This is a genomic window from Stenotrophomonas sp. STEN022 (assembly GCF_056760155.1).
The window spans coordinates 1-15,254 of the sequence record NZ_JBRREG010000024.1 but is presented as its reverse complement, the minus strand read 5'-3'; the positions used below and the strand labels follow the sequence as shown (position 1 = coordinate 15,254).

Annotated in this window: 17 protein-coding genes; 12 read left to right on the top strand and 5 right to left on the bottom strand. The window is 65.5% G+C overall.

From position 1 onward, the window contains the following. Window positions 1-18: 18 nt before the first annotated feature. Genes ACVOMF_RS07265 through ACVOMF_RS07250 form a run of 4 tightly spaced genes read left to right on the top strand, consistent with a single transcriptional unit; the run spans window position 19 to window position 3,799 of the window. Window positions 19-1,074, top strand: coding sequence for a two-component system sensor histidine kinase NtrB (locus ACVOMF_RS07265; RefSeq protein WP_481508670.1), 1,056 nt, complete (start codon window positions 19-21; stop codon window positions 1,072-1,074). Beyond that, entirely contained in the window at window positions 1,067-2,512 is a 1,446-nt protein-coding gene (gene ntrC / locus ACVOMF_RS07260; RefSeq protein WP_481508669.1) for a nitrogen regulation protein NR(I), read from the top strand. Before ACVOMF_RS07265 ends, ntrC begins: the two co-directional genes overlap by 8 nt. A gap of 41 nt (window positions 2,513-2,553) precedes the next feature. Beyond that, complete coding sequence (locus tag ACVOMF_RS07255; protein WP_481508668.1) at window positions 2,554-3,126, top strand: superoxide dismutase family protein; 573 nt, start codon at window positions 2,554-2,556, stop codon at window positions 3,124-3,126. Window positions 3,127-3,184: 58 nt separating this feature from the next. Continuing rightward, a complete protein-coding gene (locus tag ACVOMF_RS07250; RefSeq protein ID WP_481508667.1) occupies window positions 3,185-3,799 on the top strand; it encodes a superoxide dismutase family protein in 615 nt (204 codons plus the stop codon). 331 nt (window positions 3,800-4,130) lie between these two features. Here ACVOMF_RS07250 and ACVOMF_RS07245 read toward each other — a convergent pair whose 3' ends face one another. Continuing rightward, window positions 4,131-5,018: a hypothetical protein gene (locus tag ACVOMF_RS07245; protein WP_481508666.1), complete on the bottom strand. Its 888-nt coding sequence runs from the start codon at window positions 5,016-5,018 to the stop codon at window positions 4,131-4,133. 90 nt (window positions 5,019-5,108) lie between these two features. Here ACVOMF_RS07245 and ACVOMF_RS07240 point away from each other — a divergent pair, with 90 nt between their 5' ends. From ACVOMF_RS07240 to ACVOMF_RS07230, 3 genes are all read left to right on the top strand, one after another. After that, a complete protein-coding gene (locus tag ACVOMF_RS07240; protein WP_481508665.1) occupies window positions 5,109-6,404 on the top strand; it encodes an acetyl-CoA C-acetyltransferase in 1,296 nt (431 codons plus the stop codon). A 248-nt stretch (window positions 6,405-6,652) separates the two neighbouring features. Further along, on the top strand, window positions 6,653-7,609 hold the full coding sequence (locus ACVOMF_RS07235) for a hypothetical protein (protein WP_481508664.1): 957 nt from the start codon (window positions 6,653-6,655) through the stop codon (window positions 7,607-7,609). Between the two features lie 151 nt (window positions 7,610-7,760). Next, window positions 7,761-8,309 (top strand): hypothetical protein, encoded by a 549-nt coding sequence (locus ACVOMF_RS07230; RefSeq protein WP_481508663.1) that lies wholly within the window; start codon window positions 7,761-7,763, stop codon window positions 8,307-8,309. A 50-nt stretch (window positions 8,310-8,359) separates the two neighbouring features. Here the strand turns inward: ACVOMF_RS07230 and ACVOMF_RS07225 are convergent, their stop codons facing one another. The 4 genes from ACVOMF_RS07225 to ACVOMF_RS07210 form a co-directional block, all read right to left on the bottom strand. Next, window positions 8,360-8,800, bottom strand: a complete 441-nt coding sequence (locus ACVOMF_RS07225) for a hypothetical protein (RefSeq protein WP_481508662.1) — start codon at window positions 8,798-8,800, stop codon at window positions 8,360-8,362. A gap of 35 nt (window positions 8,801-8,835) precedes the next feature. Continuing rightward, a complete protein-coding gene (locus ACVOMF_RS07220) occupies window positions 8,836-10,098 on the bottom strand; it encodes a heme biosynthesis HemY N-terminal domain-containing protein (protein ID WP_481508661.1) in 1,263 nt (420 codons plus the stop codon). Further along, window positions 10,095-11,075, bottom strand: a complete 981-nt coding sequence (locus ACVOMF_RS07215; RefSeq protein ID WP_481508660.1) for a uroporphyrinogen-III C-methyltransferase — start codon at window positions 11,073-11,075, stop codon at window positions 10,095-10,097. The genes ACVOMF_RS07220 and ACVOMF_RS07215 overlap by 4 nt, the downstream gene beginning before the upstream one ends. A 114-nt stretch (window positions 11,076-11,189) precedes the next feature. Further along, the gene (locus ACVOMF_RS07210; protein WP_481508659.1) at window positions 11,190-11,972 is read right to left on the bottom strand and encodes a uroporphyrinogen-III synthase; all 783 of its coding nucleotides are present in this window, start codon (window positions 11,970-11,972) and stop codon (window positions 11,190-11,192) included. A gap of 42 nt (window positions 11,973-12,014) precedes the next feature. On the opposite strand from ACVOMF_RS07210, the gene ACVOMF_RS07205 reads away from it, so the two are divergent. From ACVOMF_RS07205 to ACVOMF_RS07185, 5 genes are all read left to right on the top strand, one after another. Then, window positions 12,015-12,473 carry a YiiD C-terminal domain-containing protein gene (locus tag ACVOMF_RS07205; RefSeq protein WP_481508658.1) on the top strand — a complete coding sequence of 153 codons (459 nt, stop codon included), beginning with the start codon at window positions 12,015-12,017 and terminating at the stop codon, window positions 12,471-12,473. 26 nt (window positions 12,474-12,499) lie between these two features. Further along, complete coding sequence (locus ACVOMF_RS07200) at window positions 12,500-12,928, top strand: hypothetical protein (protein WP_481508657.1); 429 nt, start codon at window positions 12,500-12,502, stop codon at window positions 12,926-12,928. A 64-nt stretch (window positions 12,929-12,992) separates the two neighbouring features. Then, window positions 12,993-13,430: a rhodanese-like domain-containing protein gene (locus tag ACVOMF_RS07195; protein ID WP_481508656.1), complete on the top strand. Its 438-nt coding sequence runs from the start codon at window positions 12,993-12,995 to the stop codon at window positions 13,428-13,430. Window positions 13,431-13,534: 104 nt separating this feature from the next. Further along, on the top strand, window positions 13,535-14,050 hold the full coding sequence (secB, locus tag ACVOMF_RS07190; protein ID WP_481508655.1) for a protein-export chaperone SecB: 516 nt from the start codon (window positions 13,535-13,537) through the stop codon (window positions 14,048-14,050). 19 nt (window positions 14,051-14,069) lie between these two features. Then, window positions 14,070-15,098 (top strand): NAD(P)H-dependent glycerol-3-phosphate dehydrogenase, encoded by a 1,029-nt coding sequence (locus ACVOMF_RS07185; RefSeq protein WP_481508654.1) that lies wholly within the window; start codon window positions 14,070-14,072, stop codon window positions 15,096-15,098. Window positions 15,099-15,254: the final 156 nt, after the last annotated feature.

The window sequence follows — 15,254 nt, the reverse complement described above, 5'->3', positions numbered from 1 at the left end:
TTGCACTATATTGGTGCAATGACCGACGCCGATTTCTCGCCCACTCCGGAGTTGCTGGCCACGCCACTGGTCTGGTGTGGTGCGGACGGCCGCATCCAGGGTGCCAATCCGGCCTTCTGCCGGTGGCTGGGGGTCAGTGTGCGGCGCCTGCTGGGCCAGCCGCTGGTGTCGCTGGAAGCGCAGGGCGAGGTGCTGGCACAGCGGCTGGCCAATCCAGCCACTGACATGAGCCGCCTGCCACGGCTGACCCTGGCCCTGCCGGGAGAGACGCCGCGCTTCGCCGATGGCTGGCTGAGCGGCGTGGAGCAGGGCGGTTGGCTGCTGGAAGCGCACCCGGTGGACGAGTTCCAGGGCACGGACCCGGCGCAGGTCTTGCCCGGCGCGTTCAGTGCGGCCTTGAAGGGCCTGGCCCATGAGCTGCGCAATCCGCTGGCCGGCCTGAAAGGCGCGGCGCAGCTGCTGGCGAGGCGTGCGAGCGGGCGCGATGCCGACGAGCGCGAACTGATCGAATTGATCGGCGCCGAGATCGAACGGCTCAATACCCTGCTGGAGCAACTGCTGTCGCCGGCACCACAGCGCCCGCATGCGCCGCTGAACATCCATGCCGCGCTGGAACGCGTGCTGCGCCTGGTCGAGAACGAAGCTGGCTGGTCGGTGCGCCTGCTGCGTGATTACGATCCCAGCATTCCCGAGTTCCCCGGCGATGGCGACCGCCTCACCCAGGCTTTGTTGAACCTGGTCCGCAACGCGATCCAGGCCGGCGCCACCAGCGTCACCCTGCGCACCCGCGTCGAGCACGGTCTGCGCATCGCCGAGCAGCCCTATGCGCTTGCCCTGCGGCTGGAAGTGGCCGATGACGGCCGTGGCGTGCCGGAAGAACTGGCCGAGCACCTGTTCCTGCCGCTGGTCAGTGGCCGCGCCGAAGGCACCGGGCTCGGACTGGCACTGGCCCAGCAGGTCGCACGCGAACACCGCGGCACCTTGAGTTACCGCTCGCGCCCCGGCCACACCGTGTTCACCGTGCTGCTGCCGTTGCCTGCTGCCGAAGAAGCGCCGGAGGTGGGCAATGCATAAGTCCACACAGGCCGCGACCGTCTGGGTCGTCGATGACGATCGCTCGGTGCGTTTCGTCCTGACCACCGCCTTGCGCGATGCCGGCTACACGGTTGAAGGTTTCGACAGCGCTGCCGCCGCACTTGGCGCGATGGCCCGGCAACCGGTACCGGATCTGCTGTTCACCGATGTACGCATGCCAGGTGACGATGGACTGGTATTGCTGGACAAGCTCAAGACCGCGCATCCGCAACTGCCGGTGATCGTGATGTCGGCGTACACCGATGTGGCCAGCACCGCCGGCGCATTCCGTGGCGGCGCGCATGAATTCCTGTCCAAGCCCTTCGACCTGGACGATGCGGTGGAGCTGGCGCGGCGCGCGCTGCCAGAAGCCGAGGAGCTGCCCGCGCCGGTAGCCGTGCCTGTGCCCGCCAATAAAGAAGAAGGCCCGCCACAGCTGATCGGCGACACACCCGCCATGCGCGCGTTGTTCCGAGCCATTGGTCGCCTCGCGCAGGCGCCCTTGTCAGTATTGATCAACGGCGAGACCGGCACCGGCAAGGAGTTGGTGGCCAACGCCCTGCATCGCGAGTCACCACGCGCAAAAGGCCCGTTCGTTGCGTTGAACACTGCCGCGATCCCGGCCGAGCTGCTGGAGAGCGAGCTGTTCGGCCACGAAGCCGGTGCCTTCACCGGCGCGACCAAGCGCCACATCGGCCGCTTCGAACAGGCCGATGGCGGCACATTGTTCCTCGATGAAATCGGTGACATGCCGCTGGCCTTGCAGACGCGCTTGCTGCGCGTGCTGGCCGAAGGCGAGTTCTTCCGCGTTGGTGGCCGCGAGCTGATCCGTGTCGACGTGCGCGTGGTTGCAGCCACACACCAGGACCTGGAAACGCTGGTCGAACAAGGGCGCTTCCGTGCCGATCTGCTGCACCGGCTGGACATGGTGCGCTTGTTGCTGCCGCCACTGCGTGAGCGTCTGGGCGATGTGCCGCAACTGGCCGAGAATTTCCTGCTGAACGCCGCGCGCCGGCTCGACATGCCAGCCAAGCGCCTGTCCGTTGCAGCGGTAAAGGCACTGCGCGAACACAACTGGCCGGGTAATGTCCGCGAATTGGAAAATGTCTGCTGGCGTCTGGCCGCGCTGGCGGTTGCCGACACCGTATCGGCCGACGACGTGCAGGCCGCGTTGAACCGTGGTGGCCGCGCTGCAGCCGGTGCCGCCGCGGTGACGCCGGAGCACTGGGACCGCGCCTTGGCCGCGTGGGCACGGCAACGCCTGGCCGAAGGCGCCAGTGGCCTGCATGCCGAGGCACGCGAGCGTTTGGACAACGTGCTGCTGGACGTGGCTCTGGATTTCACCGAAGGCCACCGTGCCGATGCCGCCACCCGGCTCGGACTTGGCCGTAACACCGTTACCCGCAAACTTGGGCCTGGTCGCCGTCGCGGGAGTTGAGCGCGGCACCGGCCTGTTCGTTCTGTTGCAAGGAGATATCGATGCGCATCCTGCTTCCTCTTACCGCCCTGGCTGCAACCGCCTTGCTCAGTGCCTGCGGCACCAGCCCGGGCACCAAATCCGTACCGCCACCGCCGCCGATGTCCACCGTCAGCACGGCCAAGATGGCTGAAGCCAATCTGGCACCGGCCTCGGCCAGCCTGGTCAGCGGTCGTCTGGCCTTGGTGCCGGAAGCCGGCGGCGTGCATATCACCGGCGTGATTGGTGGCCTGCCGCGTGGCCAGCAGGCCGCCTTCCATGTGCACGAAAAGGGCGACTGCAGTGCGGTGGATGCCAGCAGTGCCGGCGGCCACTTCAACCCCGCCATGCAACAGCACGGCCGCGCTGCTGCCGGTGCGCACCATGCCGGCGACATGGACAATCTGCAGGCCGATGCCAAAGGTGTGGCGCACGTGGACGTTCATCTTCGCGGCGTTACCCTCGGCGGTGGTGCTGCAAACGACGTCGCTGGGCGCGCACTGGTGGTACATGCGTCAGCCGACGATTACCGCAGCCAACCGGCCGGCAATGCCGGTGCGCGGGTCGCCTGCGCGGTAATCCGCGTGGTGCGCTGAGCGTGCCCCCAAGCACGCAGATAACGATTTGATCCAGACCAGCAAGGGAGTTACCCAGATGCGACTGATCCATACCAGCTTGTTCCTCGCCAGCGCCATGGCCCTGACCGCCTGCAACAAAGGCGCAGAGCCCGATGCTGCACCGGCCGATACCGTCGCACCGCCGGCGGCAACCACGCCGGCTGCCGACCCGGCCGCACCGCCGGAAATGGCCAAACCGATCGCCACCGCACAGTTGCAGCCGACCAAGGACAGCACGGTCGCCGGCACCATCAACTTCAGCCTGGTTGACGGCCAACTGCGCGCCAGCGGCGACATCACCGGCTTGAAGCCGGACAGCGAGCACGGCTTCCACATCCACGAGAAGGGCGATTGCAGTGCACCGGATGGCACCAGCGCAGGCGGCCACTTCAACCCGGGCAGCAGCGAGCACGGCGGCATCAGCACCGCGATGCATCACGGTGGCGACATGCCCAACATCAAGGCCGACGCGCAGGGCAATGCGCATATCGACGGCCCGGTGGCGAGCAACGTCAATGTCGGTGTTGGCGATGGTTTCGACATCGTCGGCCGCGGCCTGATCGTCCACGCCGACCCGGACGACTACAAGACCCAGCCGACCGGTAATGCAGGTGCACGCCTGGCGTGTGCGGTGATCGCCAAAGTGCAGTGACGGTCTTCCTGGCCTAGCCGACGCCAAGGCTTGTCTCCCTCCCTTTCGCGCAGCGAAGGGGAGGGTTGGGGAGGGGTGCTTTTGGCTTTGGCTTCGGCTGTGGCTTTGGCCTTCACCTTCGCACCTGTTCTCCACTCAGAGTTATCAAATTGACCAGCTGCTGAGCTTTCCGGTCGGAAGACGAGGCCAGACAAAAGGCAACAGGCAACAGCAACTGCACCCCTCCCCAACCCTCCCCTTGCCTTCGGCAAAGGGAGGGGGCAGTGCATGCAGCATTGCGGGAACAGAAAAGGCCGCTTGCGCGGCCTTTCCAGCAATCACCAATGCACACTCAATGCGCCAGCAGCGCCTTCGCATCCTGCCCGGCATTCACGTGCACATACAGCACATCGATGCCATGCGCTTCCAACACCGCGGCCATCTGCCGCTGGCGCATCATGTACTGCTCGTACACGCGCTGCAGGCGATCGCAGTCGTTCTTGTCCTGCGCGTAATGCGCGCACCAACCGGCCGGATCGAACAAGGCCATCCGCACTTCGCCGCCGACGTAACGCAGCAGCGGTTCGGGTGCGGCGTCCAGCCATTGTTCTTCGTTCGGCGCGAACATCGCCGTTTCCAGTATTGGCCACAAATCCGCCAGGCCCTGGTTGTCATACTGCATCGCCATCATCGCGGCCAAGTCGTTGACGGTGAAATAGCGCGCGTGTTCGATCTGTGCAGCGAAGCTGTTCTGTGCCAGCAGCGCGGTGTCCGGCTGTGCCATGCCATTGGCCAGCAGCACTTCTTCCAGCGCATCACGCACGTCATGGCGCACGGCCGCTTCACCGCCAGCCAGCACGAACGGCAGCAGCCGCAGCGCACCGCCGGTCAGCGCGGGATCGGCCTGCAGTGGCAACGGGATCTCGCCATTGGCATCGGCACCAAACGCCAGCAGGCGCGCGCCATGATTGCGGCCGGGGGCACGCATCTGCAGTTCTTCCAGGCGCCGATGAATGGGCAGGCCGGGACGCAGCACTTCGGCCGGGTCGAAATGCGCAGCGGCGAAAACCAAGTCCAGCTCGCTGACCTGCGGTACCAGTTTGGTCAGGTCACGGCCGATCAGCGCCGCCAGTTCGCCAGCCTGCTCGGAGCCCAAGGCCGCCTTGCCGGGCTGCTCGCCGCCAGCCAGTTCCAATGCCACTACGCCAAGGGCGTTCACGTCGGGGTTTGAATTGCTCATGATTCGCGGTTGGCCCATCACGGCCTCGAAGCTACACTCAACACCATTATGCCTGCTATCGCGTGCAGGCCACTTTGAACACTCATTCCCATGTCAGGTACCCGCATGCCCAGCGCTCGACCCGTCGCCATCCTCGGTGGTGTCCGCATTCCGTTCTGCCGTCAGAACACCGCTTATTCGGACGTTGGCAACCTCGGCATGTCGGTCCGTACGCTTGGGGCGCTTGTTGAACGGTTCGGCCTGCACGGCCAGCAGTTGGGCGAAGTAGCAATGGGCGCGGTCATCAAGCATCCCAGCGACTGGAACCTCGGCCGCGAGGCCGCGCTGTCGTCCGGCTTGTCGCCGCTGACCCCGGGCATCACCCTGCAACGTGCTTGTGGTACCTCGCTGGACAGCATCATCACCGTCGCCAACAAGATCGCCCTGGGGCAGATCGAGTCCGGCATCGGCGGTGGTTCGGACACCACCTCCGACGTGCCGATCGTCTACGGCAAGAAGCTGCGTGCGCGCCTGCTGGCCGCAAACCGTGCCAAGAGCACCGGCGACAAGATCCGCACCCTGCTCAAGGGCTTCAAGTTCTCCGAGCTCAAGCCTGAGTTCCCCGGCGTGGCCGAGCCGCGCACCGGCAAGAGCATGGGCGACCACTGCGAGGACATGGCCAAGGAATGGAACATCTCGCGTGAAGCGCAGGACGAATGGGCGGTGTCCTCGCACAAGAAGCTGGCGGCCGCTTACGAGCGCGGTTTCTTCAGTGACTTGATCGCGCCGTTCCGCGGCGTTGAGCGCGACAACATCCTGCGCCCGGACACCTCGCTTGAAAAGCTGGCCACCTTGAAGCCGGCCTTCGACAAGGTCTCTGGTCGCGGCACGCTGACCGCCGCCAATTCCACCCCGCTGACCGATGGTGCCGCTGCGGTGCTGCTGGCCAGCGAGGAGTGGGCACGCGCACATGGCCACGAGCCGCTGGCTTATCTGCGTGATTCGCAGGTTTCTGCGGTGGACTTCGTGCATGGCGAAGGCCTGCTGATGGCGCCGACCACCGCCGTGCCGGAAATGCTCAAGCGCAATGGCCTGACCCTGCAGGATTTCGATATCTATGAAATCCACGAAGCCTTCGCCGCACAGGTGCTGTGCACGCTGAGCGCCTGGGAAAGCGAGGACTACTGCCGCAACCGCCTGGGCCTGGATGCAGCGCTGGGCCGGATCGACCCGGCCAAGATCAACCCGCTGGGTTCGTCGCTGGCCACCGGCCACCCGTTCGCCGCCACTGGCGCCCGCATCATCGGCACCGTGGCCAAGGAGCTCGCTGCTCGCGGAGGCGGTCGTGCACTGGTGTCGATCTGCACCGCCGGTGGCATGGGCGTGGTCGCCATCGTCGAGCGTTGATGTAGTTCTGTAGTGCCGAGCCATGCTCGGCAGCGGCGTTCCCGGTAATGCCCCTTGCCGACCATGGGTCGGCACTACGGCGTGATCGCCATTGTTGAGCGCTGCTGCAGTTGTTGTAGTGCCGAGCCAAGCACGGCAGCGGCGTTCCTGGTAATGCCCCTTGCCGACAAAGGGTCGGCACTACGGGGCCCTTGCAGGGCCCTGCCTGGCACCCCTATTGTCTGCTCACCAAAGGACGGGGGTAGGGCATGAAGCGCATCGCGATTGGTTTGGCTGTGCTGTTGGCAGGATGGGCAGCACCGGCTGCTGCCATGACCTTCATGACAACCGAGCATGTCTGCCCTATCGGCGGCGAGCGCTTCAGTGCGCAGGAAATGGGCTCTGGCATGGCGTTCGGTCACTTCCTTGATGGGCGTCTGCATGGCGCCATCCAATCGCCATGGCCGCTGGTGTCCTGTCCGGGCAACGGCTTCGTCATCTACAAAAACGACTACAGCGCCGAGGAAATCAAACGCCTGACTGCCGTGGTCGACAGCGACGAGTACCAGCGTATGCGTGGCACTGAAACCAGCTACTGGTTGCTGGCACGCTTGTTTGAGGCAGTGGATGCGCCGCTGAAGGATCGTGCCGGGGTGTTGCAGAGTGCGACCTGGCAGGCTTCGCCCGAGCAATATCCACGTTACGTGCAAGCCGCATCGGCGGCGATCGCGCCGCAATGCCCGGATGCGCGCGCCGTCGCCGATCAGGACGAGTCCTGGTTGTACTGCCAGATGCTGCTGGGCGAATGGGAGCGCAGGTTGTCGCGTTTCGATTCCGCGCGCGCGCGTTTCGAGCGCTTGCAGCCATTGCCGGAGCGTCTGGTACTTGGGCAGGACCGTGAACGCGCGCGTCGCCAATACGTCGCCGAGATCGCACAGCAGCTGCAACTGATCGCCGACAACAACCCGATGAACACCATGGCGGTGGATGCGAATGCCTCGGATATCGCGCCGGAAACATTGGCATCGGCCGCGCAGATAGCCGCGGAGGCAGTGGCCGAGGGCGCAGCAGGCCAAGCCATTGTCGCAGCAGATGCCGCCGATGCGGCAGCTGCTGCCGCAGCCGCAGCCGCAGCCGCAGATGCCGCCTATGCGGCGGGAATGGCTGCAGATGCAGCTTCCAGCGACGAGGCGAGCGACGCCAAGCCACAACAAGGGCAGCGCTGAGCGGCGTAGCTGGCGGTGTGTTCGTTGGGCTGTGTTCTGAGCGCCGGTTCGCCGATGGATTGTGCAGCCGCACACCGCGCTGCCACGCCAGCGGCATAGCTGCGGTTCGCTCGGGAGGCGGCCCGCTGGGATCTCACAGGGGACGTAACGAATGGATGAGTTCAACCCGTATGCCGCGCCGGAGGCATTGCCGCCACCGCCTGCCAACACCAGCCCGGACAACGGCACCTGCTGGCGTGATGGAGATCAGTTGTTGGCCTTGCCGCATAGCGATCTGCCGCGTTACTGCGTCAAGTGCGGGAAACCGGCGCTGGAGTATCGCCAGCGCAGGTTCTACTGGCACTCGCCGTGGGTGTACCTGCTGATCCTGCTGCACTTCCTGGTCTATCTGATTGCCGCACTGGCGGTGCGCAAGACGGCAGTGCACAACGTCGGCCTGTGTTCGGCACATCGCAAGCGACGGTTGAACTTCATCCTGATGGCGTGGGCGTCGCTGGTGCCGCTGTTTGGCTGTTTCCTGTTCGACAGTGGCGCGGTGATCGGCCTGGGGATACTGACGTTCCTGGTGATGGTGCTCTGGGGCCTGATCGGCATGCAGATACTCAAGCCCAAGAAGATCGATGTGTCCTTGGCTGTGTATCGCGGGGTATCTCCGGCGTTCCTGGCGCGCCTTCCGCGCTATCCGTATCGCCGCGACTAGCCGACTGCCGCAATCACGCCGGCTTGCACATGCGTGCCGGCGTGGATCGGTCAGTCTTCGCTGGGTGTCTGTGAGTGGTCCAGCAAGAACTGACTGATGGCCTGGCGCAGCGGCAGGTCGTCAGTGACACGCGCACATGCATCCGCCTGCAGGGCGTGGTCACGGGCTGCCTCCATTGCGTCGAGATTGGAGTAGCGTTCGGCCAGTGCAAGATGGATGGAAGCACTGTATTCGTCTGCGCCAGCAGCAACGGCCAGTGGCAGGGCGCGTTGGTAGAGCGCGATGGCGGCCTGGTCATCGGCGGTGAAATCGGCCAGCGTCTCCCATAGGAAGGGGTGGTCACGCCCATCGGCGGCGACCGCTTCACAATAGCTGCTGAGCTCCTCGTACAGAGCCCAGCTCAAGCGACGATCGTCGGCCTGCCCGGCATTGACGATATCTGTGGCCAGGCCCGCTACGCGTTCGTGGATATCCGGGGGTATTTTCATCATGTCGATTGGCAATGCGGGGGCTGAATTCTAGAGACTCAGCCCGGCAAACGCGGGAAGCCATGCGCATCGCGCTCTTCGGCCACGGCCTGGTCCTGGATCTGTTGGTGCAGGGTGCGGCGTTGGATCGTCTGCGGCGTTTCGCCGCGGCGCTGGCGCACGGCATTGAGCAGGCATTGGTTTGCCAGCGCCTGCTCATCCTGTGCGGCAAACACCTCGCCCAAGGCTTCCCATGCGTCGGCACCGGCATCCTGGGCAATGGCCCGGTGCAGGAACTCTTCGGCTTGCGCCCATTGGCCTTGGCCAGCGGCCAGGCGCGCCAAGCCCAGCAGCAGGGCAGGGCTGTTGGGATGCGACTGCAGCCAACGCTGGGCGCTTGCCCGGCGCGAATCGAATTTCTCCACCGGCAGCTGCGTGTACAGGCTGACCAGTGCTTCGTCCCAGTGGCTGTCGAGGGTCTGCTCGATGCTGCGCAGGGCGACGTCGGTCCAGTTCAGTGCCACCGCGCGCTGTGCGTAGCGCGCCACCGCCTGCGGGCTGACGCGGAGCGACTTGGGTAGCACCTCCCAGCGAGCAGCCAGCGTATTGACGTCGCTGGCTTCGTCGAGCATCTGCAGCGCGAGCGCGGTTTCCAGTCCGGCAACGGCGCTCGGCGGCAGCACCTGTTGCTGGCGTAATGCACCCAGTTGGCCGTAAGCCTCTTCAGCACGACCGGCGCGCTGCAAGGCCTCGGTACGCAGCCACAGGCCGCGTGGCGGCAAGGGTTGCAGGGCCGGGATGTCCAGCGCGTTGATCGCTTCCAGTGGCTTGTCCAGCTGCAGCCAGCGCTCGGCGCTGTGCAGGGCGTGCAGGTGTGGATCGGCTTCCGCCAACTGCTGCAGGTGTTGGCCGGCGCTGCTGTTGTCCTCGCGTGCTTCGGCCGCGCGCATGGCCGCAACCAGTGCGATAGGGCGTACGGCCTTCTCCGTTGCGGCGCTCTGCAGCAGTTTTTCGGCGCGCTGCCATTGGCCGTTATCCAGTGCCTGCAGGCCATCGATCAGGCGCGCACGGCCCTGCTTGCGGCGATGCCGTGCCCAGGCCCGGAACGGAGTGCTGATCAGCGACCACAGCAGCCATACCAGCAAGGCGGCGATCAGCACCGCCAACGCGGCCTGCGGCAAGGTAGCGATGTAGTCGTGGTTGCCGGCACGGACGATCACTTCGCCCAGGGCGCGCACCGAATCCTGGCCCAGCCATTGCGCGCCAAAAATACCCAGGGCAGCGACCAGCAGGCCCAGCAACAGGGAGCGGAAAGCCTTCATGGTGCGTCCTTGGCGGCGCGCGTGCTGCGCAGTTGCTGCAGGGTGCTGCCGAGCTCGGGCAGGTTGGGACGGAGTTCCACGCCGCGCATCTCGCGCAGTTCGCTGCGGCGCTGCTGGCGTTGCGGTGAATCCGGCCACAACCGCTGCAGCCAGCCGTCAGCGCGATCCAGTGCCTGCTGCCAGGCCTTGTCATCACCACGTTCGAGGGCGGCGCGGGCCAGGCTCAGCTCGATCTGCAGCGAGTCATTGGCGGCGATCCGCTCAGAGCGGGCAACCAGCACCTTGCCGTCGGCCGGACGGATCTGCACCAGCGGCGACAGCATCTGTTGCCACCATGGCTGCTGGGTGTCGGCTGGCAATTGCAGGTGTTCGGGCAGGCGCTCCAGTTCAGCGGACCACTGCTCAAGCTGGGCAGCGGTGCGGGCGCGCACGCCCGGGCCCAATGCGTCCAGCGCATTGCGCTCCTGGATCAGCGCCTGGCGCAGGTTGAGGTAGTCGGGGCTGTCGATGCCTTCCAGCGCGCTGGCGGCCAGTGCATACAGACGGCGCGCACCGTCCAGGTCACCCGCAAAGGTCAGCCGTTGCTGGGCCTGGTTGAGCAGCAGTTCTGCCTCCTCGCGGCGCACGGCCTGCGCGCCCTGGCGCGAACTGTCGGCCAATTGAGCGAGGTTTTCTTCCAGCAGCGCATTGCGCTGGCTCAGCCCCAGCACTTCATCGCGCAGCACGCGGTTGGTGGCGGCTGCGTCCTGGATGCTGCGGGCATTGGCGCGCTGGTCGCGGCGCAGGGCTTCCAGCCCCTGCTGCATGGCGGTCAGTTGCTGGGTCGCGCTGTCGCGAGCCTGGTCGGCCTGCTGTTGGCGGCTCTGCCAGCTGTGCCAGCCAAACCAGCCGGCAGCGACCAGCACGGCGATGGCGATCAGCGGCAGGAGCCAGCGCAGGGGCCGGCGCGGTTGAGCGGGTGCGACGTCTTCATTCATCGGGGGGCAACATCCTTGGCGGGCATGGCCACGACACAAGGGTGACCACGCTGTTGGTGCAGGCAAAGCATCGCCCGCGCGCTGCATGCCTGCAAGTCGCCTTTGGTTTTGTACTCAGCCTGCGGCCTGGAAAAGCGCTGCGTGGGCGGCGCTGGCGAGCTGTCCTGGCAAGGGACCGGCGGCAACGCTGATGTTGTGGAAGCCAAGTTCGGTGGCAAGCTCAGCCAGCCGCGCGCTGGCGGCGACCGCTGCGGCCTGCTGCCAGCGCTGCAACAGGTCTGGCGGCAGATACGGCAGCACCGTCTGCAGCGCTTCGCCGCTGCTGATCGCCACCACGTAAGGTGTGGGCAGCGCCTGCAGGCGGGCAATGGTGGCCTTGCTGACCGGCAACGGCACCCGTTCGTAGACATGGATGCGTTGCAGCTTGGCGCCACGTTCGCGCACCTGTGCGGCAATCACCCCGCGGCCGCCGGGCGCGGTGACCAAGGCTACACGCAGGCCGTGCAGGTGCTGCATGGCGGGCAAGGCCAGCAAGCCCTCGCTGTCCATCCGGGTCGGCGCCTGCACGCTGGTCGCACCGCGGCGGCGCAAGGCGCGCGCGGTGCCTTCACCAACGGCGATCAGGCTGCCTGCGCGAAGCTCGGCCAATGGCAGTAAACGCGCGGCAGCTTCGGCGGCGGCAGGGCTGGTGAATACCAGCCGGTCGTATTCGCGCGCCGCGTTCAGCTGCTCGCGTGTTTCTTCGTCGGTGCGCATCTGCAGCCGCCAGGGTGACAACGCCAGCGTACGTGCACCCAAACGCGCAGCTGCGCTGCGCAAGGTGTCGTGTTGCCCTTGCGGGCGCATCGAGATGAGATGCCAGACCGTGTCGGCTGGCACATAGGCGGGGCGATTCATTCCATGCATTATGCGGGCGCTTTCCGTTTTGCGTGCGCGTCCATGTCCGAACATTTTGATGACCCCGTGTTGCTGGAAAACCTTCAGCGCACTCTCACGGCAATGCCGCCGGTTGCGGCGATGGGCATCCACATTGCCGGCTATGACAATGGCGTGCTGCGCATGCAGGCGCCGCTGGACGTCAACATCAACGACAAGGGCAATGCCTTCGGCGGCAGTCTGGCGTCGGTGATGACCCTGTCGGGCTGGGCGCTGGTCAGCATGCGCCTGGGCTTGGCCGGCAAGCAGGCCGAGGTCTATGTGGCCGACAGCAACATCCGCTACCGAGCGCCGGTGTATGGCGACCTGCTGGCAACCGCGCGATTGGCGCCGGACCAGGACTGGGATGAATTCCTGACCACGTTCAGTAAGCGCGGTCGTGCGCGGGTGACGGTACGGGCGGCGATCGAAGGTGGAGCGGCCGAGTTTGAAGGGCGTTTCGTTGCCCTCGGCAAAGGCTAATATCGGCCATCACCGAGGGGGTCTGCATGTACCGAAACCTGTTCCAGTCCGTTGTCATCGCCCTGTTGCTGGTCGTTGGTACAGCGCAGGCCGAGGGCCCGAGTCGCTCACAGCGCAGCAAGCTGCTGCCTACCCAGGATGCCTATGTTGCGGCCGTGCGTTGGGGCGATTTCGACAAGGCGGAAGAGTTCATCGACCCGCTGTACCTGCAGCAGCATCCGATCACCGACCTGCAGCGCGAGCGCTACCGGCAGGTGCAGGTGTCCAGCTACCGCGAGCGTTCGGGCGGCGCCGGCGCCGATGGCAGCATCGAGCGACGCGTCGAAATGGGCGTGATCAACCGCAATACCCAAGCCGAGCGCAAGGTCATCGTGAACGAGCGCTGGCGCTGGGATCCGGAGGCCAAGCGCTGGTGGCAGGCGGCCGGTTTGCCGGACTTCTGGCAGGGCCAATGAGGCATTGGCTGCATTTTCACCGGCTGTGCGACAATCCCTGCCCGCTTATCGACCCGTGACCTGAGTGAATTACGAAGAGTTGCTGGCCTTCGCCGGCCGAAATCCGATGCTGTCGCTGGCCCTGGTCGGCCTGACGGTGGTCATCATTGCCACCGAGATCGCCCGCCTGTTCCGTGGCTACAAGTCGCTCAAGCCGTCCGAATTGACCCATATGATCAATGCCGGCGGCGCGACCGTGATCGATCTGTCGGCTGCTGCCGACTTCGAGAAGGGCCATATTGCCGGTAGCCGCAATGTGCAGCCGGCGCAGTTGACCCCCGCACACAAGCTGCTGGCCAACGCCAAGCAGAGCCCGGTGGTACTGCTGTGCCGTACCGGCAATGCCTCGGCAACAGCAGCCAAAACGCTGAAAAAGGCCGGTTACGAGCAGGTTTATGTGCTCGACGGTGGTTTGCCGGCATGGCAGGCAGCAGATCTGCTGTTGGTCAAAGGCCGCAACTGAGTCAGCAAATTTTCAGTTAGGGCTTGTGTAGGTGGGCAACCGCCCCCATCGCTGGTCTTGTACTAATCCCATTCAATGAACAATCTGTTCTGGAGTCTTGAGCAATGTCCGAAGAGAACACCAACGGCGTAGTCCCGGCCGACGAATCCGCCAACGGCCCGGCTTTCACCATCGAGAAGATCTACGTCAAGGACGTTTCGTTCGAGTCGCCGAACTCCCCGGTCATCTTCAACGAAAACGTGCAGCCGGATCTGCAGCTGAACCTGAACCAGAAGGTGCAGCGCCTGTCCGACACCGCTTTCGAAGTGGTGCTGGGCGTGACCCTGACCTGCAAGGCCGGCGACAAGACCGCCTATGTGGCCGAAGTTGAGCAGGCTGGCGTGTTTGGCCTGATCGGCCTGGAGCCGCAGGCAATCGACGTGCTGCTCGGCACCCAGTGCCCGAACATCCTGTTCCCCTACGTGCGTTCGATGGTGTCGGACCTGATCCAGGCTGGCGGCTTCCCGCCGTTCTACCTGCAGCCGATCAACTTTGAAGGCCTGTACGCCGAAACCCTGCGTCAGCGTCAGCAGCAGGGCGAGCCGTCGCTGGCCGACTCCGAGCCGGCTGGCAACGCCTGATCGGCGTCTGCGTTTCTGTATGAGTACGAACGACGCAGAAAAGATCGCCGTTGTCGGCGCGGGCTCCTGGGGCACCGCGCTGGCCACACTGTTGGCCCGGCACGGTCATACGACCGTGCTGTGGGGACGTGATGCAGCTGTAATCGAGGCGATTGATCAGCGTCATGAGAATCCCCGGTATCTGCCGGGGATTCCCTTGCCAGAATCTTTGCGCGCCAGCACCGACCTGGCTGCCACCGTTGCCGGGGCAGACTGGATCCTGGTGGTGGTGCCTTCGCATGCCTTTGCCGAAACCGTGCGCGCGCTGGCGCCGTTGCGGCCGGCCGGGGCAGGTGTGGCTTGGGCGACCAAGGGCTTCGAGCCCGGCTCAGGCCGTTTCCTGCATGAAGTAGCGCGTGAGGTGCTGGGCCCGGACGTGCCGTTGGCCGTCGTCACCGGCCCGTCCTTTGCCAAAGAAGTTACCTTGGGCCTGCCCACCGCCATCACCGTCCACGGTGATGACGATGCGTTTTCCCAGCAAGTGGCCGATGCCATGCATGGCCCGGCATTCCGTGCCTATACCGGCGACGACATGGTCGGCGCCGAGTTGGGCGGGGCGATGAAGAACGTGCTGGCGGTAGCTACCGGCGTAGCCGATGGCATGCAGCTGGGCCTGAACGCCCGCGCTGGCCTGATCACCCGCGGCCTCAATGAAATGCTGCGGCTGGCGGCTGCCATCGGTGGCAAGCCAGAAACCCTGATGGGTCTGGCCGGCCTCGGCGATCTGGTGCTGACCAGTACCGGCGACCTGTCGCGTAACCGTCGGCTGGGTTTGGCGCTTGGCCGCGGCCAGAGCCTGCCCGATGCGGTGAAGGAAATCGGCCAGGTGGTGGAATCGGTGCAGACTGCCGATGAAGTCATGCGTCAGGCCGACCGTCACGGCATTGATCTGCCGATCTCCAAGGCAGTGCAGTCAGTACTGCACGGCGAACTCAGCCCATCCGAAGGCCTGCAGCAGCTGCTGGCCCGTGAGCAGAAGCCGGAATACCCGGACACGCTGTTCAAATAAGGATGAGCGAGGATTGAAGAAGAAGCCCGGCAATGCCGGGCTTTTTTTGCGCGTCCTGTAGTGGGGGGGGGGGCGCGGCGGCGGGGCGGGGGGGGGGGGGCGAGGGGGGGGGCGGGGGGGGGCGCCACACCCCCACCCCCCGCGCGCCCCGCGGGG